Here is a 22,027-nt window from a genome sequence, read left to right on the forward strand (position 1 = left end):
CTGCGAATGGCTTCGTGGTACCACTTGCACCTCGTTCGATATCGAACTCGGGGAGCATCGGACGCGTCGCAGGTTCCATTCACAGGTGCCGGTTCACGCCGGAAGCCGTGGCAAAGCGACCGCTGCAATGGTCTCCCGTACAATTCAGGGGCGTGTCATGGATGATGCATTGCGATTCAATCTTCTCGGTTCTTCGCCTCAGTTCGCCCATGTGCTGGCGCAGATCCGTCGCGTGGCGCGGTTCGACATCACGGTGCTGGTCAGTGGGGAAACCGGCACGGGCAAGGAACTCGCCGCTCATGCCGTGCATTATCTCGGCGACCGCGCCGGCGGCCCCTTCATCCCCATCAACTGCGGTGCGCTGTCCGAATCGCTGGTCGAGAGCGAGCTGTTCGGACACGAACGCGGCGCCTTCACCGACGCCCGTCAGGCCGCGCCGGGACTGATCAGCGAAGCCGACGGCGGAACGCTGTTTCTGGATGAAATCGACGCTTTGTCGTCCAAGGCGCAGGCGTCGCTGCTGCGTTTCCTGCAGGACGGTACCTACCGCCGAGTCGGCGGTACGCAGATGCGGCAGGCCGATGTGCGCCTGATCGCCGCCAGCAATGCGGATCTCGATGCGTTGGTCGAGTCGCGCCGTTTTCGACGCGATCTGCTGTATCGGCTCAAGGTCCTGCCGCTACACATGCCGCCGCTGCGCGAACGCGGGGAGGATGTCGTGGAGCTGGCGCAGACCTTTCTCGACCGCCTCAATCAACGCTACATCGACGACATGCCCGGCAAGCGGTTCCATCCGCGCACGATTGCGGCGCTGGCCCATCACGACTGGCCGGGCAATGTGCGCGAACTGGAGCATTTCGTGCAACGCGAGTTCCTGATGTGCGAGGACAGGGTGATTCACGCGATGCCCGACCATCACGCCAGCGATTCGCGCTCGCATGCCGCCGAACCTCGTTTCAATGGTGCTTTTCGTGAGGCCAAAGCCAGGGCCATCGCGGAATTCGAGCGCCGTTACGTGGCCAGCGCGATGAAGCGTGCCCACGGCAATATCTCCGAAGCCGCGCGTATGGCCGGCCAGGATCGCAGTGCGTTCAGCAAACTTGTGCGCAAATATAGGGAAAAGGCCGAACCCGCCGTGAGGCGGGAGAAGCACTCCGTCGATCCATGAGCCCAACAATGACAAGAGGAGCTTCTTCAGCTTCCGATCATGGCAAGCAAGTCACCACCCGAGACCGCAACCGGGGATGAGCGCATTCATGCAGTAGCCGATGCCATCGCATCCCATCTGCAGCGGCATCCACGCAGCGCGGATACCGTTCGAGGTATCCGTCAATGGTGGCTGCAAGCCGTTGCCGTGAATGCCTCCGATGCCGAGGTCGAGCAGGCGTTGTCCCTGCTGGAAGCAAAAGGCATCGTGGAGTCGTTGCATGCCGGACCGCAACGGCTCTGGCGTCGCCGTCGACACCGCTGACGAATACTTCGTTCGATTCACTTCCTGCGTAGAACTTCATGCCGTCCGGAATTGGAGCGGTGATGTACGACTGTGCCCGGGGAGCGAGCCGGGGCATTTTTCACACGCCGTGTAAAAACTGACACACCCCGCGCGAATGTCATACACAGGAAATACGGTAAGTCATGAAAGCGCATGCTCATGTGCTTTCACCTCGTGCGCGGCGATTCCCGCCATCTCGATGCTCATGTTTCGAGTGGGTGGAAAAGCACACGGCGGAAGTGGTTTTCCCAAAGAGAAATTTTGTAAAATCCAATGAAAACAATAAATTAAATAGTTGGCACGCATCTTGATAACAGTCATCGCACGGCTACATCGGGCGGCATTCGAACGAACGGAATCCGCAGCCTTCCACCAACCGAGGCGCGAACATGACTGTCGAGAGTATTCAGAAGAAGTTGTTGCGTGTGCGTCCGCCGCGCGTACGCATCACCTATGACGTGGAAACCGGCGGTGCCAGCGAGAAGGTCGAATTGCCCTTCATCGTCGGCATCTTCGCCGACCTGTCCGGAGAGCGGAGCGCGGATTCGTTGCCGGCGGTGAAGGATCGCCGCATGCGCGACATCGATGCGGAATCCTTTGACCGGATCCTGTCCGAGTGTGGACCGACGATTCGGCTGGATGGTCTTCCGGATCTGATCACCGGCGATGGCAAGAAGCTCAATGGGCCACTGACCTTCAACTGCCTGGCCGACTTCGAACCGTTGGCCGTGGTCAACAAGGTTCCCAACCTGCAGCAGCGCTACAAGGCGCGTGGCGATCTGCGCAGTTTGCAGTCGATGGCCGAATGCAACGATTCGCTGGCGAGCCTCCTCGATCAGACGATCCAGGATGCCGACGCGATGGGGGCGCTGAAAAAGCTGTTCCCGACCGACAACGCCGAGGACTGGGTCAAGGTCAATGTGGCGCCGTCCTCCGCGCCGGCGCAGGGGCCTGTCGAAGGCAAGGACGTACCGGTCGCCCTGATGACGCAGTTGGTGGCGCAGATGGGTGACAGCGTCAAGACGGCCGAGGCAGCGAAGGATGCCGCCGACGCCGCGCAGGAGGCTGCCGAAAATGCCAAGCAGGCGGCCACGGATGCGGATGCCGCGCTGGAAACGGCCAAGAAGGCGGCCAAGGATGCCGCCGATGCGCTGGACAAGGCCGAAACGGCCGCCAGCAAGGCTACCGGCGATACGGCTATCGCCAACGCCAACAAGGCGTTGATCGAGGCGCGCAAGACCAAGGACGATGCCGACGCCGCGTTGCTGATGGCCCAGTCCAAGGCCGACGCCTCCGATGCCATGGCCGAACAGGCGACGCAGACCGCCAGCGATCGTCAGGAAGCATTCCTGTCCATCGACCCGCTGTCGCGTGCGCGCCGCCTGTCGGCCCGTCTCGCCCACGAGATCATCGTGCCGATGGAGAGCAAGGACCTGACGCACGTGGAACTGGGCTGCAATGGCCTGATCGACGAACGCGTGGGCGGCATCGACGTGCAGATCGGTCGCCAGCTCGACGTCATCATGCATGCGCCGAACTTCCAGAAGCAGGAAGCGACCTGGCGCGGGCTGTTCTATCTCGTGTCGCGCTCCGAGACCGGCACCATGCTCAAGCTGCGCGTGTTCAACGTCAGCAAGGACGATCTGCGCAAGGAGCTGGAGAAGGCGGCCGATTTCGATCAGAGCTGCATCTTCAAGATGATCTACGAGGCCGAGTTCGGCACCTACGGCGGCATGCCCTACAGCATGCTCGTGGGCGACTACGAATTCGGTCGTCTGCCGAACGACATGTCGCTGCTCAGCAACATGACGACCATTGCCGCGTCCGCGCATGCGCCGTTCGTCGCTGCGGCCGCGCCTTCGCTGTTCGGCCTGGACGGCTTCGACAAGCTGGCCAAACCGCGCGATCTGGCTCAGTTGTTCGAGTCACCGGAAATGCAGCAGTGGGTCGAGTTCCGCGGTACCGAGGACTCGCGCTATGTGGCGCTGACGCTGCCGCACGTGCTGCTGCGTCTGCCGTACGGCAAGGACTCGCGTCCGGCCGAAGGGCTGCACTACGAGGAAACCGTCACCGGCAAGAACGGTCCGGAACACAACGCCTTCCTGTGGGGCAACGCCGCCTACGCACTGGCCGAGCGCATCACCAATGCGTTCGCGCTGTATCGCTGGACGGCGGCGATCCGCGGTGTCGAGGGCGGCGGCCTGGTCAGCGGTCTGCCGATCTTCACCTATCGCGATGACGCCGATCTGGTGAACATGATCTGCCCGACCGAGGTGTCCATCACCGACCGCCGCGAGAAGGAACTGAACGATCTCGGCTTCATCTCGCTGTGCAACTGCAAGGGCACCGGGCAGGCCGCGTTCTTCGGCGGTCAGACGGCCAACCAGCCGCGCCAGTACCTGACCAACGACGCCAACGCCAATGCGCGTCTGTCGGCGATGCTGCCGTACATGCTGGCCGCCTCGCGTTTCGCGCACTACATCAAGGTCCTCATGCGCAAGAAGGTCGGCGCATTCCTGACCCGCGGCAACGTCGAGGCGTATCTCAATACCTGGATCACGCAGTACGTGCTGCTGGACGACAACGCCTCGCAGGACGTCAAGGCCAGCTATCCGCTGCGCGCCGCACAGGTCAATGTGACCGACGTGCCCGGCGAACCCGGTTCGTACAAGGCGACGGTCTTCATCAAACCGCATTTCCAGCTCGAAGAGCTGACCACTTCGATCCGTCTCGTCGCCGACCTTCCCAAGGGCTGATCGCCTAGGCACCGGATCCCATACAAGGAGCGACCATGGACCTCATTCTCTTGCAACCCGGCGACCCGTCGATCTTCGGCGGCAAGAACAGCTGGGACAACGGCGGCAGCCTGATCGACGATGAGTGGCGCGACAAGGTGCTCAAGCTCGGTCAGTGCATGGAGCTGGTCTCTGTGCACCACGGCATGAAGCAGCAGATCACCACCGACGTCAGCAACTCCGCACGTACGTCCGGCCGGCCCATCATCACTGAGTTCACCTGCGTGAAGTACGTCGACAAGACCTCGGTGAAGATGTACGAGGCGTGCCTGGCGGCGAAGACGCTCGGTTCCGGGGCGAAGAACCCGACCAAGATCTACATCGCCCGCAACTCGGGCGAGAGCACTGCCAACATCATGACCATCGAACTGCGTGACGCGATCATCAGCGAGATCCAGTTCCAGTCCAACGCGGACGACATGCCGACCGAGCAGTTCAAGCTCAACTTCACCGAAGTGCTGTGGACCTACACGGTCCAGCGCGCCGACATGAAGTCGGCCGGCAATCTGTCGGCAGGCTGGAGTATCTCGCGCAATCGTCCGATCGGTCAGTTCACCTCCTGAAGCCGTCGCCGCGTGCCGGCGAAGGGAAGTCCGCGATGCAGTTTCTGCTCGAAAAGCTGGTCAACCGGGATGAACCCGGCATGGGCAAGGCGCCGCCGTTCGAGCTCGCTGCGGCGGTGGCGGAGCAGATCCAGCGTCTGGTGCAGTGCCGCCCGAGCGTCGCTTCCGGCGACATCCGCATCGATGACTTCGGCATGCCCAGCATCGTCGAATTCGGCATCGGAAGCAGCGACCGCGAGCGTTACGGTCGCTGGCTGATGCGTGCGATCGCCCATTACGAACCGCGTTTGCTGGAACCCCGGTTGGAGTGGGTCGAAGGCGATCGCGACTCGTTGACGGCGGCGTTGAAGATCCACGGTCGGCTGCCTGGCGAGAGCACGGCACGCGAGTTCCGCTTTGCCGTGCCCCGGGCGGAGCAGCGTCGATGAATCTGGACACGCCGCGCCTGAAAATGTGGTTCGAGAGCGAGCTGGCTTCGCTGCGCGACGAGGCGGACGAGTTCGGCCGTTCGTTCCCGGCCATCGCCCAGAACCTTCAGCTCAGCAACGGACGCAGCGGCGACCCGCATGTCGAGATGCTGATGCAGTCCTTTGCCTGGTTGACCGGACGTCTGCGCTATCAGCTCGAAGCGGATCAAGCCGTGTTGCCGAACGCCTTGCTCGGCATCCTGTATCCGCATCTCGAGGCACCCTTGCCGGCCATGCTGCTCGGCGAGATCGACGTACGTGCCGATGGTGCGAATTTCGTGCACGGCGCAGCGCTGGAGCGGGGGCGGCTGGTGTCTGCGACGGCGACCTCCGAGGATGGCCAGCAGATTCGCTGCCGGTTCCGCACCTGCTTTCATACTCCGCTGTGGCCACTCAAGGTCACGCAGCTGGGCACGGTCGCGACCAATGCCTTCGCGCTCGATCCTTCCGACACGCGCACGGCTTCGGTGCTCCGGGCGAAGGTGCGCGCCTTCGGCAAGGACAGTCTGCAGGCACTGAAACCGCCATTCCTGCGTTTCTGCATCCATGCCGAGAACAAGCATGCGTACCGTCTCTACGATGCGCTGGCGCTGCATCTGGTGCGCATGGCCGTCCGTATTCCGGGGCAGGAAGAGCTGCGCTACATCGAACCCGAACATCTGCGCTGGTGCGGTTTCGACGAGGACCAGGCTGTGCTCGACGCCCACCCGTTGACGCATCCGGGCTATCGGCTGGTGCAGGAGTACTTCGCGTTTCCGCAGAAGTTCATGTTCTTCGAGGTCGACGGGCTCGACCTGAGCGGCGGCGACAAGGAATTCGAACTGCTGTTCCTGCTCGATCTACCGCCTATGAAGGCGGCGATGGACGCTTCACTGCTTCGCCTGAACTGCTTGCCGCTGGTCAATCTGTTTCCACAACGCCTCGAACCGTTCGTGCTGGACCAGCAGAAATACGAATACCGGCTGATCGGCGACGAGCAGCATCATCGCTTCTGCGAGATCTACTCGCTACGCGAGCTGGTGTCGATCCTGCCCGGCAAGAGTCCTCGGCCGATTGCGCCGTACTTCTCGATGGACGAGGCGGCGAATCTGGAAAGTCAGGATTATTTCTATGCCTCGCGGCGCGGCATCAACCAGACCGGCGCCGTGCACGGCACGGAGACCTACATCTCGTTCCTCGATCCCGACTTCGCGCCGGCGCACCCGGCGGAGGAAATGATCGGCGGCACCGCGGTGTGCACCAACCGCAGACTGCCGTCGCGCTTGCGCGCCGGAAAACTGCTGTACCTGGAGGGCGCGGGCGCGGTGTCTTCGCTGACTGTGGCCAGCAAGCCGACGCCGAACCAGCCGCCGCAGATGATCGGCGATCGGCCGTGGGCGCTGGTTTCCCAGTTGTGTCTGAACCATCTGTCGCTGGTCGACAGCGACAACGGCCCCGAGGCGCTCAAGAACCTGCTGCGCTTGCATGTGGGCTCGGCCAGCGTCGACGGCCATCGCCAGATCGACGGCATGCGCGGGCTGCAGACCCGACGGGTGCAACGCGCCATGCCGAAGGGGGCAACCGTGCGCGGTTTCACCGATTGCCTGCAGATCCGCCTACAGGTCGATTTGGGGCATTTCGAGGGCGCCAGCGCCGCGCTCTTCGCATCCGTGCTGCGGCACTTCATGGCGCTCTACGCGGAGGTCAACACCGTCGTTGAACTGATTCTGGAATCGACCACCCATCGAGGGGAACTGAAGATATGGCCTCCACTGACTGGCGCACAGGCGAACCTCTAGCCGCGCGCCTGCAGGCGCGGCCGGCGAGTTTCGACTTCTTCCAATGGGTACGACTGGCGTCGTGGCCCGATGCGGACAGCGATGCAGCCACGCGCGAGCAGGGCGCTTCGCGCGTGCATCCGAATCTTCGGTTCCGAGGCGAATTGTCATCGGCATTCCCGGGCAGCGAGATTTCGGCGGGTCGCATGCGCATACCGCGGCGCATGATCGGCGAGAAACGCCGCAAGGAACTGTTCGTCTCCAATTTCACCGTGCTCGGCATGCTCGGTCCGATGCCCGACAGTTTCACCGAATGGGTACGTGAACGACTCAACGAGCGCGACGCCGGCATGGCGGAGTTTCTCGATATCTTCAACCACCGCATCAGCACGCTGCGCTACGAACTGAAAGCGGCCAGCGTGCCCGCTTTCGATGCGCTGCGTCCGGAGCGCACACGCTATGCGGCGGCGGTCGGCGCCCTCATGGGACTGGTCGCATTCGATGGCGCTGCCGCCCGCATTCTGGACCAGCGAGTGCCCCTGCCGCGGCGTTCGCTGCTGGCGCTGGCCGGTCTGCTTTCGAGCGGACGGCGCAGCGCGGCCACGGCGGCCCGCGTGCTGACGCTGTACCTCGGCGCTCCGGTTCGGGTGCGTTCGCTGCTGGGCGGGTGGCGCGACATCGAAACCCGCGACCGTACGCGGCTCGGACACCGTCGTCTTGCCGATCCGGCGCCGCTGGGGCGTCGAGTATGGGTCCAGCATGCGCGTGTGGGCATGGATATCGGTCCGCTCGACTACCGGGCGCTGTGCGCCTTGCTTGCCGACCGTGCACCGAAAGGCCTGGATCAGCGCAGTGACACCTTCGGACGCAATCACGGTTCGCTGGTGGCCATGCTGCACTATCTTTTCGATCGTCGTGTCGACGTCCTGGTTACGGTCTCGCTGCACGACATGCACTTGCCTGAGGCGATACTGCGTCTGCCGCGCGGACGCGCCGAAAGCCACGGCCTGCGTCTGGGTCAAACGGCCTGGTTGCGTGGAACACCACGCGCCTCGCGCAAAGTGCAGTTCCTGGTGCGCGCCGACAGCGACAGGGCGGTGGCCGCATGAGTCCGCGCAGCGAGCACAAGGTCGGTGTGACCCATGTCGATACGGTCGGCCATGCCGGCGAACCGGATTCGCCGCTGCTGTGGCTGCATTGCGCCATCGCCATGCCGGGCAATCGCTGGCTGGGGGACGAAACTTTCCGGCTGATCGACTTCAAGGGGCAGGAGAGCATCTCCCAGCCCTTCGAGTACCAGTTGGAGCTGCGCGGCAACACGAATCCGTCCGCGCCGCTGGAACTGGACTTCAGTGCGCTGATGGGTCGACCCATCACGGTCGGCATCAACGATGCGATCAAGAGCGACCGACCCGATGCCGCCGCGCGATTCGTGCAGGCGGTGAAGCAGGGTAGTGCGCCGGGCATGAACGTCTTCAACGGTGTGGTGACGTCGTTCTCCATGGCGCAGCCCGCGGTCTACAAGATCACCATGAAGCCGGCGCTGTGGAAGCTGACGCTGACCAACAACTACCGCGTGTATCCGCAGATGAGCGTGCACGACGCCATCGAGCAGCTGATGCGCCGTCACTACCTGGACTATTCGCTGGAGGACATCTCCGGGCAGAACAATCTCGCGGTGGCCCGCGTGCAGGACTGGTTGCAGTCGGGCGAGAGCGACTACGCCTTCCTGCAGCGCCTGATGAGCAAGGCGCACATCTTCTACTACTTCAAGCACTACGGGGACCGGCACGTGGTCGTGTTCTCGAACCGTGCGGTGTATCCCCAGGCATTCGGCGACCGGCCGCTGCGCTACACCTACACGTCGATCGACGACCTGGGTCGTCATTTCAACGATGTGGTCTACCAGTACAGCTACGAGCAGTCGCTGGCCAGCAGCGGCGTCAGCGGCGGTTTCGTGCACCAGGAAAGCGCCTCCGAGGAGGACACGGTCGCCGATTACCAGACCTTCTCGTCGCAGATGCCGGCCGATCCCGGCGAGCTGCCGTTCAACCAGTACCGGACCTACGAATACGGCTTCAGCAACGACAGCGCACAGGAATACGTGAAGAACACCGCGTCGTGCCTGGCGTCGTCGGCGAGCCAGCTCAACGGCGGCAGCATGTGCTGGCATTTCCGCGTCGGTCACCGCTTCACCCTGCGCGGCGACATGGACGAGGGCACCTCGCCGCGTCCGGTTCGGCCGACGCTGGAGAACCGGCAGTTCGTGCTCAGTCAGGTGCAGCATTCGGCGTCCAGCCAGGGCAGCTACACCAACACATTCGAGGCGACCGAGGCGGAAGGGCTGCTCAGTCCGTTCTCGGTCCAGGATACCCAGCAGGGTGCGATCATCGCCCGCGTGGTCGATGTGGAAGGGCAGCGTCCGCAGGACTGGCGTTTCTATGAACCGCAGAACTTCGACCCGGAGTCGGCGCGCCTGCGCGACACCCAGGCCTCGCCGACGGATCTGATGACCAAGGGCGTCTACGTGCAGTTCTCCAGTCCCGGTTCGCCTGGCGATCCGGTCTGGGTGAAACTGGCGCCGCACATGCAGACCGTGCCGGAAATCGGCGTCATGGTGCTGGTTTCCCGCGCCAATGACGAATCCGAGCTGCCCGAGGTACAGAGCATCGTGCAGGCCAACGGTTCGCTGGTGGTCACGCCTTCCGGCTGGACCGCGAACACGAACGTGGGCAGCAGCTACTCGACCAGCTACGGCGACAACCAGAGCATCCGCTTCGGCCTGCATTCGGACTACGACCTGGACAAGGCGGTCAATATCGTCACGTCCAAGTACGACACCGGCGACTATCGCGACACGAGTTATTCGCAGGGTGGAAGCTACAGCTACTCCACGTCCGAGAACGGCAAGGACGGCCTGTTGAGCCGGTCCGATTCCTTCGGTTGTACCTACAGCACGCACGAGGGCGCCGAGGTGTGGAGCAAGAGTACCGTCGGCAAAACGACCTCGTACTCGACCGTGACCGGTGACAGCTACAGCGAGGACGTTTCGCAGGGCACGGCGACGCGCAAGTCGACCCAGAACATCGTGGTCGGCACGTCCACCACGGCGATGCAGACCAACATGTCCGCGACCGGCATGAACAGCTCGACCGAAACCGTCGGCGTGACCACCAGCGCCTCCGCGATCGGAGTCAGCACCGGCATGTCGATGACCGGCGTCGCGCTGCAATCGTCGGTGACCGGCGTGCGCACCGAGAGCTCGTTGACCGGCATGGTCACCAGCGCCTCGCTGACCGGCATGAGCAGTTCGGTTTCGGCGACCGGCTCGACGGAAGCCGTGTCGGTGACCGGCAGCGCGATCGACACGCGCGTCACGGGGTCGAGCATCACGACCTCGGTCACTGGCAGCAACATTCAGACCAACGTCACCGGCTCCAGCGTCGATACCAGCGTGGTCGGTGCGTCCACGCGTCTGAACGTCGTCGGCGAAAGCACCGGCATCTCGGTCACCGGCTCCAGCACCGAGATCGGCGTGTCTGGCTCGGAGACCCACATCGGCGTGAAGGGCGATACCACGTCCGTGGAAATCGTCGGCGGCGGCATCGCTTTGAACGTGGCCGCGGCCCGCATGGCCGTGGACATCACCGGGATCAGCATCTCCATCCCGATCACGTACATCTACGTATGAGGCGCGCATGAAGATAGTCAAACCCATGACGCTCGGCCTGATGCACCGCCCGTACCGGTGGCGCGGACGCGACCGCCTGCTCACGGCGACCCTGCAGTTCTTCCAGCTGGGCGGGCGCGCGGAAAGCCTGCTGCGCGACAACCTGCAATGGCGCAAGCTCATCGATCAGCTTCCGATGGGTCGGCCGCTCGATGAATTGATGCCCAAGCAGCGCGGCGAAGTGTTGCTGACCGGGCAGGCGCATGCGGCGCATGGGTTGGCCACCACCGAAATGACGGTGCGGCTGACGCTGGGCGAGATCGACAAGTCCGTGCGCGTCATCGGCGACCGGGAATGGATGTACGGCATGCTGCCACTTTTGCAGATCACGCCGCCCGCGCCTTTCACCAGCATGCCGCTGCGTTGGGAGAACGCGTTCGGTGGCGATCGGCATCCGGGCAATCCGAAGGGGCGCGGATACCTTCCCAAACGACTCGCCGCGCTGGTCGGCCGCAACCACGGAAGCATGCCGAATCTGGAGCGCGTCGGTGAGCCGGTGCGCAATCATCGGCGTGTCTACGAGCCCGCCGGGTTCGGCCCGCTGGACGTGAGCTGGATGCCGCGTCGGCAATGGATCGGCACCTACGACAAACAGTGGCATGCCAAGGGATTCCCTGGACTGGCCGACGATACCGATCCCGAATTCTTCAATGCCGCGCCGCTCGACCAGCGTATCGAGAGCTTGTTCCAGGGCGGGGAAGGCTATCGGCTCGAAGGCATGCATCCGCAGCGTCCGGTGATCGAGGGATGTTTGCCCGACATGCGGCCGCGTGTGTTCCTCCACCGCAAGGGCGCCGCGGCCGATGTGGTCGAAGAAGTGCCGCTGCGCTTCGATACCGTCTGGTTCTTTCCGGAAGTCGAGCTCGGCGTGGCGATTCACCGCGGCGAGGCGATGACCCAGGATTCCATGGCGCTCGACATCGACGCGCTCATGTGTGCCTACGAGCATCAGTCCGACGCACCGCGCCCCGTCCAGCACTATGGCGAAACGCTCGCCGTGCGCATGAACCGGGATACGCTCGCGCGGCACGTATTCAACGAGTCCCAGCTCACGCCCGACCTCGATGCCGCCACACAGGCCCGGCACGCGCACGAAGAGGAACAGGAGCGTGCGAAGAAGCGGCGTGCACGGGAGACGCGCGAGGCGGACATGCGCGCCGAATTCGAGGCGCACGGAGGATTGCCGCCTGCTGAGGCACCGCAGGAAGAGGAGGATCCGGTCTCCATTCAGACACCTTCGGCAGCAGCGTTGAAGCGTGGCGATTTCGACTTGGGCCCGCTTCTGGACAGCGCGCAACAGGCGGCCGAGCAGGCGCGCCAGAAGGCCCAGGCGCGGCGCGAGGAGGCGCTGGCGAAATTCGGCGAACTGCCGGAAGCCGCACCGCCCACCGCGATGAACGAAGCCGAGGCCCTCGACCTGGCGCAGCACGGTGATGTCGCGCTGGGCATGTTGTCCGAAATCGGCGACACGCAGCCATCGCCGCCGCCTATCGCACAACTCGAGGATCTCCAGCGCAAGGCGCGTCTGGCCGCGCCTACACCCACGGCGCCGGTGCGGCCCCTGACGTCCGCCGCCGCCACGGCGATCGGACAATGGATCGTGCAGCGCGTGCGCGAGGGCGAGTCTCTGCGCGGATGCGATCTGGCCGGCGCCAATCTGCGCGGCGCAATTCTGTCCGGCGCCGATCTCAGCGGAGCATTGCTGGAATCCTCCGACCTCAGCGGAGCGCGACTGGAAGGTGCGAACTTCAGCGAGGTGGCGTTGACCGGCGCGTGCCTGGACGCAGCCGACTGCACCAGCGCGATGTTCGACGGCGCCAACCTGGCGCGAACCAGAGCGCGTCGCACCGTGTTCCGAAGCGCCAGTTTCAAGGGCACCCAATCCGCCGAATCGGACTGGCAGGACGCCGATCTCAGCGGCGCGCACATGGATCAGTGGACGGCGTCCAACATCAACCTGGTTCGCGCCGACCTGCGCGGCACCCGGCTCAGCGACTGTGTACTGCTGCATGCACGCGGGCAGGGCAGCCGCTGGGAGCACTCGCACTGGGAGAGAACGGTCGCGCTGGGTTCGGATTTCAACGCCAGCGACTGGAGCGAGGCCGCGCTGGAGCGCAGCGTGCTGATGGAATGCCTGCTCACTGACAGTCGCTGGTCCGGAGCCCGGTTGATCCGGGTCCAGGCCGGTGGCGGCGCCGACTGGAGTCGTGCCGACCTGCAGCGCGTCGATGCCGACCGCAGCAGCTGGCGCGATGCCACGCTGCTCGATGTCGATCTCACCGACGGTGAATTCCGGCAGTGCGATTTCAGTGGCGCCAATCTGGCTGGGTCCACGCTTCAACGCTCGCTGTTCTACCGTTCGCTGTTCATGGGCAGCGATCTCGGCAGCGCGCGGGCCGAGGCCGCGGACTTCTATCAGGCCATGTGCCGACGCGCGGATTTCCGCGACGCGGATTTACATGGCGCCAACTTCATGCAGGCCGATTGCACCGAGGCGCACTTCGATCACGCCTGTCTGGACGAAGTGCGTCTGGAGCCGGGGCGGAGGTTGCCGCGATGACGAGTTGGGACGACATCGCCCGTCTGCAGCGCATGGGCAAGCCTCTGCACGACGTCGACCTGGGCGAACTCGACGGAAGCGGTCGGCACATCGACGGGCTCGTGCTGAGCAAGGTGCGCTGGCGCAACGCGCGTCTGCGCGGTGCGACGCTGAATCGAGCGACCTTCATCGACTGCGATCTCGAAGGCGCCGACTTCGAGGCGGCGAACCTGGAAAGCTGCAGCTTCACGAAGACCCGGCTGGGCGGTTCTTCCTGGTCGAAGGTGAAGGTTACGCAGAGCGCCTTCACTGCATGCGCACTGCCCGCCAGCACCTGGTCGAAGGCGGAGTGGTCGGTCAGCGTCGCCACCCGCAGCGACCTGCAGCGCAGCGACTGGAGTGCGGCGACGATGCATCGAAGCGTGTTCGCCCAATGCGAACTCGATCAGGCCGCATTCCGAGGCGCGATACTGGACCAGTCGGTGCTGCCGGATGTCGATTTCCGCAGCCTGGACATCCTGGGTCTGAACGCGAAGGCCTGCGTGCTGAAGCAGGCCCGTTTCGACGGCATGGACCTGCGTTCGGTGTCGCTGGAGCGCTGCCTGCTGGAAAGCGCATCCTTCGTCGGCAGCGATCTTCGCGGCACGATTCTGCGCGAGGCGAATCTGCGCAAGGCGCACCTCGCACAGTGCAGGGCCGAAGGCGCCGATCTGAGCCGCGCGTTGCTGCTGGAATCCGTGCTCGAGGATGTCGACGCCCGCGATCTGTGCGCACCCAACGTGATCTTCCAGGGCGCGGAGCTGCGCCATGTACGCCTGGACGGCGCGAAGCTCTCCGCCAGCAACTGGGACGAAAGCCGTCTGCAGGATATCGATTTCACCGGCGCCGATCTCACCTACGCGCGATTCGAGCATGCCCGCGGCGAGCGCGTCGCCTTCGATCACACCGATTTTCGTCACGGCAACCTTCACGACGCACGTCTCGCCGATGCGTCGTTCGAGGATGCCCGATGTACCGGCCTCCGCGGCACCTCGGCACAACGCCTGGCCGTCGAAGCCCGATCCCTCTCACTGGAGATGCACTGATGTTCGCCACCCAACGACGCCGATTCACTCGTGCGCAACAAGCACCCGAATGGTCCGAGGCCGTAGTCCGCGAAGCGCTGGACGGCGGCATCTGGTTGATGCAGGACGGACGCAGCGCACGGCAGGCCGTGTCCTGCCTGATCACGCCGCAGCCCGGCGACGTAGTCCTGCTGGTTCGCACCGCCGAAGGCCGCTACCACGTGCTGCATGTGCTCGATCGCGAGGAACGTGAGGAGGTGGTGATGGCCGTGCCCGGCGCGCAGCGTCTGTCGATCCGCCAGCCGGACGTGGACGTGACCGCCGAGAAGACCATCTCCATGCGCGCCGCCGACACAGTCGACATCACGGCTGCGCGCGGTCCGCTTTCGCTCAATGCGCGCAACGTGTTTACCAGCGCGGCCGAGTCCCTGGTGCAGACGGCCAGCCACTACGTCGGTCAGGTCGAGCACTTCCTGGTTACTGCACGGCAACTGCTGCGCATCGACAGCGAGCAGGCCCTGATCACCGCGCGGCAGGATGCCAAGATCGACGCCGAGCGCGTCAGTCTGGGGTGATCGGAAGATGTTCGCGAACACCAACCTCGGCGTGATGAGCCTCGCTTTCCCGGACGTCTGCAATGTCCCGATCGCGGGCGTGCCGACGCCGACGCCGTTCCCGAATATCTCGCTGTCGTTCATGGACATCCCGGTGCAGTTCGAGATCATCATCGGCGGGGGGCTGGGCGAGAACCTGCTGACCATCAGCAGCATGACGCAGGGCGACGAAGCCGGCCTGCAGGGTGGCATCGAGTCGGTCATGTTCATGGGGCCGGGGCGCACGCTGCTGGGCAGTTTCACGGTGTATGTGGGAGGCATTCCGTGTTCGCACCTCTTCGACCTGACCGGCCAGAACGGCATGCTGCCGAACGCCGAGGGTACGTCGCTGACGCCGGCGCAGATTTCCGTTCTGGTGTTCAGCTGATGCGCCGCCGTATCGCCATCGTCACGTTCACGCTGATGGTTCTGACCGGACTGTCCGGCTGCAGTTTCCTGTCCAAGCTGGTGCCGTGGGGCGGCAAGACCGCGGCGGTGAAGGACATGCGCGTGGTCGCGGTGCCGGACGCGAATGCCGATTCGGCCACGGCACTCGATCTGGTGTTCGTCTACGACAAGACGGCCATGGCGCTGATACCGAAGACATCCCCGGACTGGTTCAAGAAGAAGGCCAGCCTGCGCAATGGTCTCGGCACGTCCGCCGACGTCGTGTCCCTGCAGGTCACGCCGGCCTCGATGGTCGATGCCGTCAAGCTTCCCAAGCGGCACGGCAAGGCCGTCGCCGTCTATGCCTTCGCCGGTTACCTGAGTCCGTCGGGGCAGGGCCGCATCGACCTGACCGGATACAAGCACCCCACGATCTGGCTGGAAGCGTCGGCCGTCCACGTTAGCGAACCCTGAGGTAGAACCATGTCCGCCGCCGACTCCACGCAATTGCTTCCCGAGGCCGTCTCCTGGACGGAGGGCATGCTGCTCTCGCCGCAGCACTTCCAGCAGAACGATATCTACTGGCACGCCACGCTGCGCCAGCGCCTGGCTGCCGTGCAACCGAACTTCTGGGGCATCCAGGAGTTGGCGCTGGACATGACCGAACTGGTCAAGGGCAGGGTGGTCGTCGAGCGTTTGCGCGCGGTGATGGGCGATGGCCTGGTGATCGATTACCCCGGTCACTATGCCCCGCAGCCGCTGATGCTCGATCTGTCCAAACACGACTGGACCGGCGCGCCGAATGTCACCGTGCACCTGCGGATTCCGGTCCGCGGAAGGGGCGCGGCCAGCAACATCGGCGACATGCAGCGCTACACCACCGAGCCGGGTGCGCTGGAAGCGGATGAAAGCAATGTGCAGGACGAGATCAATGTCGACCGGCTGCGTCCGCGCATCGGACTGTACGTCGGCGACAGCGTACCCAAGAGCTACTGCTCGTTTCCGCTGCTGCGACTGCGCGGCGACACACGAGGCGTGCATCTGACCGATTTCCACCCGCCCATGCTCGATCTGGCCGCGAGTGCATTCCAGGGCGATGTGTCGCTGCGCAATCTACTGGACAATCTGTCGGCCAGATTGTGGGCCAAATACCGCGAACTGCTCGGGGTGCGTATCGGCGAACAGCCGCGCTACGGCGAGGACAGCGTCGCACAGGTCTACGCCGCGCGTTGCCTGGCGATGGCCTTGCCGGCCTTCGATGTGGCGCTGAAGTCCGGAGTCGCGCATCCGTACGAGTTGTACGTGGCGCTTGCGCAATTGGTCGGCTTTGTCGCGGCCACGCCCAGTGCGCCGCAACCGCCGGCCTTGCCCGGTTACGTGCACAACGACTGCATGCCGGCGTTCCAGCAGGCCATCCGCTACATCACGACCCAGATCGACCAGCTCAATGCGGACTACCGGGTACTCGAATTCGAGCCGGTCGGCCGTTCGGGCTTCCGTTGCCGTTTGCCGGCGGGCACGCGTACCGACTCGCTGTTCATCGAACTGCGTCCCCGTTCCGGCCAGACCGGTCCGGCGCTGGGCAACTGGTTGCGCAACGCGCGCATCGCCGCGCATGAAATGCTGCAGACGCTGCTCCGCCGACGCTTCCCCGGTGCCGGCGTGCGCGAGGCCGACGCCACCAGGATCGCTGCGCTGAATCTGCGTCCGGGATCGTTCGTGTTCGAGATCCGCAATGCCAACATCGAACTCGACGAGGGCAAGACCCGACGTCTGATCGTGGACGATGACGAACTCGTGATCCTCGGCGAACCTGGCGACGAAGTGCCAGCGTCGATTCTCCTGTATCTGCCGCGCACGCGCGAAGCCATGCCGACGGCGCCACCGAGTGGAGACGGTTGATCGATGTTGATGAGGCGATCCGACCGGAATTTCCTGCTCGAGCATTTCTCGGCGTTCTACGAGGAACTCGCGCGGATCAAACAGGCTGCACGCAGTCAGGAACTGACGCGCCTGCTCGAACCGGATACGCCGCATGCGGAAATCGATCCGCACGTGATGGCCGAGCGCGTCGCCGCGCGGCTGCTGGCCGTGATGGATGCGCAGATGCATGAAGTTCGCGGCACCGCCACGGGTGCGGAAATGGATGCCTATCGGCGCACCCGCTACGTGATGGCGGCGCTGGCCGACGAGATCTGCATCTTCGATCTGTCGCGTCCCGGCACCAACGACTGGACCGCGCACTGGACCGAACATCTCATCGAATACTCGATCGCACGCAGCCGCATTGCCGGCCGCCAGTTCTTCGCGCTGGCCAAGGCGCTGGTGGAATGCCGTGCGCCTTCCGTGCTGGAAGCGAATCTGGCGGCCGTCTTCCTGCTGGCCCTGCAGCTCGGTTTCCAGGGCATGTACCGCGGTCCGGAAGGTCGCAATGTCCTGCGTGCCTACCGCAGCCGGCTGTACAAGCTTGCCCGTCTGGGCGACATCGGAAAGCAGCGCGAGCACGCCTTCCCGCAGGCCTACGACTATGCGGTGCAAGTGGATGAGTCGAGCGTGCAGATTCGACCGGCGCTGTCGCCGTGGCTGCGAGCGGCCGCCTATGTCACCGTCGGCTACCTGCTGGTGTCCTCGGCCATCTGGCTCACGTTGACCTGGTCGGTGGTGAACACTCTGGGTGGTGCGCCATGAGCACGTTGTTCATCGTGAGCTTGGTCGTCGCGGTCGTTGCACTGGCACTGATCGTGGTCTTGATGTGGCGGGCACGGCGCGCCAAGCGCCCGCCGAAACCTTCGGTCGCACCGCAGCCCAAGCAGAGCAGATGGAAAAGTCTGTTCGATGCCTTGCGGCGGCGTTTTGCCGTGATCGAGCGTGCCGTTCGCTATGTGCTGGCGCGCCGTGACTGGCGCTATCGCAGCCCGTGGCTGCTGCTGATGGGACTGCCGGGCGACGGCAAGAGCAGTGTGGCCGCATCCATTCCACCAGCGATGCTGCATCGAAAGACCCGCAGCGATAGCCGCCAAGAAGCCTACCTGAAGTCCTGCACGCCCTACGCACACTGGCACTTCCTCGATCAGGGCATGCTGCTCGACCCGGAAAGCGGCGTGAGTCTTCCGCCCGGCAATACCGAGGTGGATGCCCGCTGGAACAGCCTGCTCGAAGACATCGACAGCCTGCGCCCGGACCGCGCGCTGGACGGCATCGTGTGGGTCGTTTCGGCCGAGCGCCTTCTGCGCGGCGACGATGCGGCCTTGACGGAGGACGCCGCACACGCGTTCCGGCGCATCCAGGAAGTGCAGGAAGCCTTCGCCTTTGCGCTTCCGGTCTATGTCGTGGTCAGCCACAGCGATGCCGTGCAGGGATTCGATGCGTTCTGGAAGGCGCAGCCGGAGGCATTGCGCGCGGAGATGATCGGCTGGTCGAGTCCCACCATCAACGACAACGGCACGCCCGATGCCTGGGTCGAAGAAGCCTTCGGCAAGCTCTCGCGCGGACTGCGCGATCTGGTGCTCGATGCCGCCGCCAGTCACGATCACATCGACGACGTCGACGATTTCTTCCTGTTCCCGCGTGCGATGGGCGGATTGCAGTCGGCATTGCAGCGCTATCTGGGCATTGTCTTCAAGCCCAACAGCTACGAGACACGCGCATTCTGCCGCGGCATCTATTTCACGGGCGCCATCCGTGCGGAGAACGTCAAATCCGACTCCCCGCGTCGTGACATCGCTTTCGTCGAAGGTTTCCTCCGCGACAAGGTCTTCGCCGAACGGCGTCTGGCCCAGCGTACCCAGCGTGGCTTCTTTGCCCGCAATCGCCTGATCCGTCGCATCCAGGTCGGCATGGTCGCCGCAGCCCTGTTGCTGGCAGCGGCATTGCCCTGGTCGACATGGCGGCTCCATGCGCAGGTCGACGCTTTGCGCAGTGCGCTGGTCGACATCCATCTCAGCGCCAAGGCGCAGCATGAGGGGTGCCTGGGCCGCGATCATGTATACGGATTGATTGCCCAGGTGGCACAGCTGGACACGCATATCGGGCGTGTGGCGATCCCGTTGTCCTGGGTCGATGATCGCGTGAGTGACGGCGTGGCACGGGAAGTGTCCTCGAAGACGCTGGGGTCCGTAGTCTTTCCGGCGCTCGCATGCCAGCTCCGGCAGCGCATGCTGGAACTGTCGCGCACCACCCTGACCACGAAGAACGGGAACAGCACGCCGGGGCAGGACTTCGATGCCGAGCGCGGACAGCTGACGCAGATGCTCAACGCGCTGTCGACGCTGGAAACCAATCTCGACCGCCTGGCCCGACTGTCCGAACCCGGCTTGCGGAGCCGGCGCAAGGCAGAGTTGCAGGAATTGTCGGCACTGGCTCTGTACGTATACGGAAAACCCTTGCCGGCCGTGGCGATGCGTCCGCGGAGTGCGTTGACGACGGCCCTGGCCGAAACCACCTACGGCAATGCGCCGCATCTTTCGTCGCAGCAGCGCGACAGCTACACGAAGCGCATCGATTCGATGGTGCGGCAAGTACGCGACGACCTGCTCGATGACGTCGATTCCGGACCGCGCTTGCTCGGCAGGCTGCAGGCGACACGCGCACCGATCCTGGACCCGCTGCGCAACTTCAACGACTGGCTGGACTGGATCAACAGTTCATGGCTGACGTCGACCGCCTACGACAACCCGTGCGAACGCACCCGGCGCGCCATCACGCCCGGTATCGAACAGCTGATCGGCATTCATCACTACGATGACTCCCTGCGCAATGCGCTGAGCTATCTGAACGAAAAGTCGTGCTACCAGCCTGCCGTGGACAGTCTGCGTCAGGCACATCTCGCACCCTACGGTTCCCTGTTCGTGGTCGATGCGGCCACCGAGCAGCTGCAGGGCATCAGCCCGGGGTTCCAGCGTGAGGCAACAGGATTGAAGGCACTCGCCACACTGGGGTTTGCGCAAGTCAAAACACTGCAACCCTTCAGTTGCGACGGCTCGGTCAGCGGCTGGAAGTCGGGCACCTTCACCGAAGTGCTGACGCAATTGCGCGACTACCAGAATTTCATCGCTGCACAGCTGCCGCCGAGCGGGCAGAGCGGAAGCGACGACACACCGCTCTATCAGCGTCTGGCACTGACCCAACTGGATGCGGTGGCCGAGAGCGATATCGCACAGAACCAGCTCGGCGCACCGGATACGCAAGATGCGGCGGGACTGGACGCGACCTCGCAACTGGATCGGGAACTCGCCGCCGAGAGTAATCATCTGTCCACGGCACTGGGACCGATCCTGCAGGCACAGCAGCAGCTTCGACAGTTGCAGCTGACGCCGCTGGCGAATCGCATCGGCCAGTGCATGCGCAACTACGCTTCGGATCGTCTGGCCGACGTGTCGGGTCTGGCCGTCGCCAGCCAGCTCTACGATCCGCCGGTCCAGTCCGCCGACGACAGCAGCAACAGCGTGTTCGATCTCGGCCCGCCGGCCGTGGTGCAATCCTATCTGAGTCGTCAGCTGGAGCGCGTGCAGGTACTGGCCGGCTATGCCGCTCCGTTCGTGACGTTGCTGAAGAACTCCACCGGCACCAACGACAGCCAACGCAAGAACGACCAGACCGATGCGTTCTGGGGCAACACTATCGATGCGCTCAACAGCGCGGTGCAGTTTTCCGATCCGGCAGGTCAGACGGCCAAGCTCGATGATTTCTTCGTCAAGCAGTTGCAGCCGATGACCTACGACAACTGCGCCGCCACGCTGGCCGCCTACAAGGGTTCGACGCTCGGCAACGACCTGTTCTCCAAACGCCGCGAGGCGATGGAGAAGGTCGCGAGCATGGCCTGCACTGGACACGGGCAGTCCAGCATGGATCTGCATTACTACCGTATCGCCATGCTGTTCAACAGTCAGATCGCCGGACGCTATCCATTCGGCGCAGCGGGTACGCACGATGTCTCACTGAGCAATGTCCGCGCGTTCTTCGTCTACTACGACAGCGAGAAACCGGAGCTGGAGACCTGGCTGAAGACAGCTCAGGGCGACAAGGCCGCGAAGATGCGCGACTTCGTCGCAAAGCTTGATGCCGTGGAGTCCTTCCTCGCGGGCAACCTGCTGGCCAAACCGCAGCCGAAGCCGCTCGATCTGGGAGTCGGTTTCCGGGCCATGCCACAGAAATCGCCGTACAGCGACCAGTTGATCGCCTGGAATCTGAGCTCGGATGGCAGCGCGGCGACGTGGCCGAATGGCGACAGCACGCTTCCATGGAACTACGGGCAATCGCTCACACTGTCGCTGCAGTGGGCAACGGGTTCACGCTTCATGCCGTTGCCGGACGCGAGCCAGCGCGATCTCCAGGTCAGCGGCGACGACGCCTTGTTCAGCGCCAGCGGTCCCTGGGCGCTGCTGCATCTACTCGATCTGCATCACGCCAGTAGTGTGACTACGGACAGCATGAATCCGGGACGGCAATGGCTGCAGTTCAACGTGCCCATGATCCATCGGGACAGCACCGGCAAATCGTCCGCTTCGGCATCCACCACGTCGCCGCAGCGTGCCACGTTCTACCTGACCCTGGACCTCAGCGCCCAGGACCCGAAGACCAAGAAACCCACCTCGCTCGATCTACCCGTGTTTCCGCAGAACGCGCCGGTTCTCTGGTGAGC

Annotated in this window: 16 protein-coding genes; all 16 read left to right on the forward strand. The window is 64.1% G+C overall.

Going from position 1 to position 22,027, the window contains the following annotated elements:
- Positions 1 to 157: 157 nt before the first annotated feature.
- The 16 genes from BTJ49_RS08390 to BTJ49_RS08465 all read left to right on the forward strand — a co-directional run bounded on the left by BTJ49_RS08390 (position 158) and on the right by BTJ49_RS08465 (position 22,025).
- A complete protein-coding gene (locus BTJ49_RS08390) occupies positions 158 to 1,168 on the forward strand; it encodes a sigma-54 dependent transcriptional regulator (RefSeq protein WP_113064916.1) in 1,011 nt (336 codons plus the stop codon).
- A 39-nt stretch (positions 1,169 to 1,207) separates the two neighbouring features.
- Positions 1,208 to 1,471 (forward strand): hypothetical protein, encoded by a 264-nt coding sequence (locus BTJ49_RS15505; RefSeq protein ID WP_146742307.1) that lies wholly within the window; start codon positions 1,208 to 1,210, stop codon positions 1,469 to 1,471.
- A gap of 410 nt (positions 1,472 to 1,881) precedes the next feature.
- Positions 1,882 to 4,248, forward strand: coding sequence for a type VI secretion system contractile sheath large subunit (gene tssC / locus BTJ49_RS08400; RefSeq protein ID WP_113064918.1), 2,367 nt, complete (start codon positions 1,882 to 1,884; stop codon positions 4,246 to 4,248).
- A 35-nt stretch (positions 4,249 to 4,283) separates the two neighbouring features.
- Positions 4,284 to 4,850, forward strand: a complete 567-nt coding sequence (locus BTJ49_RS08405) for a type VI secretion system tube protein Hcp (RefSeq protein ID WP_113064919.1) — start codon at positions 4,284 to 4,286, stop codon at positions 4,848 to 4,850.
- 35 nt (positions 4,851 to 4,885) lie between these two features.
- Positions 4,886 to 5,278 carry a hypothetical protein gene (locus tag BTJ49_RS08410; RefSeq protein ID WP_113064920.1) on the forward strand — a complete coding sequence of 131 codons (393 nt, stop codon included), beginning with the start codon at positions 4,886 to 4,888 and terminating at the stop codon, positions 5,276 to 5,278.
- Positions 5,275 to 7,095, forward strand: a complete 1,821-nt coding sequence (tssF, locus tag BTJ49_RS08415) for a type VI secretion system baseplate subunit TssF (RefSeq protein WP_113064921.1) — start codon at positions 5,275 to 5,277, stop codon at positions 7,093 to 7,095. Before BTJ49_RS08410 ends, tssF begins: the two co-directional genes overlap by 4 nt.
- Entirely contained in the window at positions 7,059 to 8,183 is a 1,125-nt protein-coding gene (gene tssG, locus BTJ49_RS08420) for a type VI secretion system baseplate subunit TssG (RefSeq protein ID WP_113064922.1), read from the forward strand. Before tssF ends, tssG begins: the two co-directional genes overlap by 37 nt.
- Complete coding sequence (locus BTJ49_RS08425; protein WP_113064923.1) at positions 8,180 to 10,765, forward strand: contractile injection system protein, VgrG/Pvc8 family; 2,586 nt, start codon at positions 8,180 to 8,182, stop codon at positions 10,763 to 10,765. The genes tssG and BTJ49_RS08425 overlap by 4 nt, the downstream gene beginning before the upstream one ends.
- 7 nt (positions 10,766 to 10,772) lie before the next feature.
- Positions 10,773 to 13,364: a DUF2169 domain-containing protein gene (locus BTJ49_RS08430; protein ID WP_113064924.1), complete on the forward strand. Its 2,592-nt coding sequence runs from the start codon at positions 10,773 to 10,775 to the stop codon at positions 13,362 to 13,364.
- The gene (locus BTJ49_RS08435; RefSeq protein ID WP_113064925.1) at positions 13,361 to 14,428 is read left to right on the forward strand and encodes a pentapeptide repeat-containing protein; all 1,068 of its coding nucleotides are present in this window, start codon (positions 13,361 to 13,363) and stop codon (positions 14,426 to 14,428) included. Before BTJ49_RS08430 ends, BTJ49_RS08435 begins: the two co-directional genes overlap by 4 nt.
- The gene (locus BTJ49_RS08440; protein ID WP_168184698.1) at positions 14,428 to 14,982 is read left to right on the forward strand and encodes a DUF3540 domain-containing protein; all 555 of its coding nucleotides are present in this window, start codon (positions 14,428 to 14,430) and stop codon (positions 14,980 to 14,982) included. Before BTJ49_RS08435 ends, BTJ49_RS08440 begins: the two co-directional genes overlap by 1 nt.
- A gap of 7 nt (positions 14,983 to 14,989) precedes the next feature.
- The gene (locus BTJ49_RS08445) at positions 14,990 to 15,388 is read left to right on the forward strand and encodes a DUF4150 domain-containing protein (protein ID WP_113064927.1); all 399 of its coding nucleotides are present in this window, start codon (positions 14,990 to 14,992) and stop codon (positions 15,386 to 15,388) included.
- Positions 15,388 to 15,861: a hypothetical protein gene (locus BTJ49_RS08450; RefSeq protein ID WP_113064928.1), complete on the forward strand. Its 474-nt coding sequence runs from the start codon at positions 15,388 to 15,390 to the stop codon at positions 15,859 to 15,861. Before BTJ49_RS08445 ends, BTJ49_RS08450 begins: the two co-directional genes overlap by 1 nt.
- A 9-nt stretch (positions 15,862 to 15,870) precedes the next feature.
- A complete protein-coding gene (gene tssK, locus BTJ49_RS08455) occupies positions 15,871 to 17,289 on the forward strand; it encodes a type VI secretion system baseplate subunit TssK (RefSeq protein WP_113064929.1) in 1,419 nt (472 codons plus the stop codon).
- Positions 17,290 to 17,298: 9 nt separating this feature from the next.
- Positions 17,299 to 18,075, forward strand: coding sequence for a DotU family type IV/VI secretion system protein (locus BTJ49_RS08460; protein WP_168184699.1), 777 nt, complete (start codon positions 17,299 to 17,301; stop codon positions 18,073 to 18,075).
- Positions 18,072 to 22,025, forward strand: coding sequence for a type VI secretion system protein (locus BTJ49_RS08465; protein WP_113064931.1), 3,954 nt, complete (start codon positions 18,072 to 18,074; stop codon positions 22,023 to 22,025). Before BTJ49_RS08460 ends, BTJ49_RS08465 begins: the two co-directional genes overlap by 4 nt.
- Positions 22,026 to 22,027 lie beyond the last annotated feature (2 nt).

The sequence above is a fragment of the Oleiagrimonas sp. MCCC 1A03011 genome (genome assembly GCF_003267965.1).
GTDB classification, from domain to species: Bacteria; Pseudomonadota; Gammaproteobacteria; order Xanthomonadales; family Rhodanobacteraceae; genus Oleiagrimonas; species Oleiagrimonas citrea.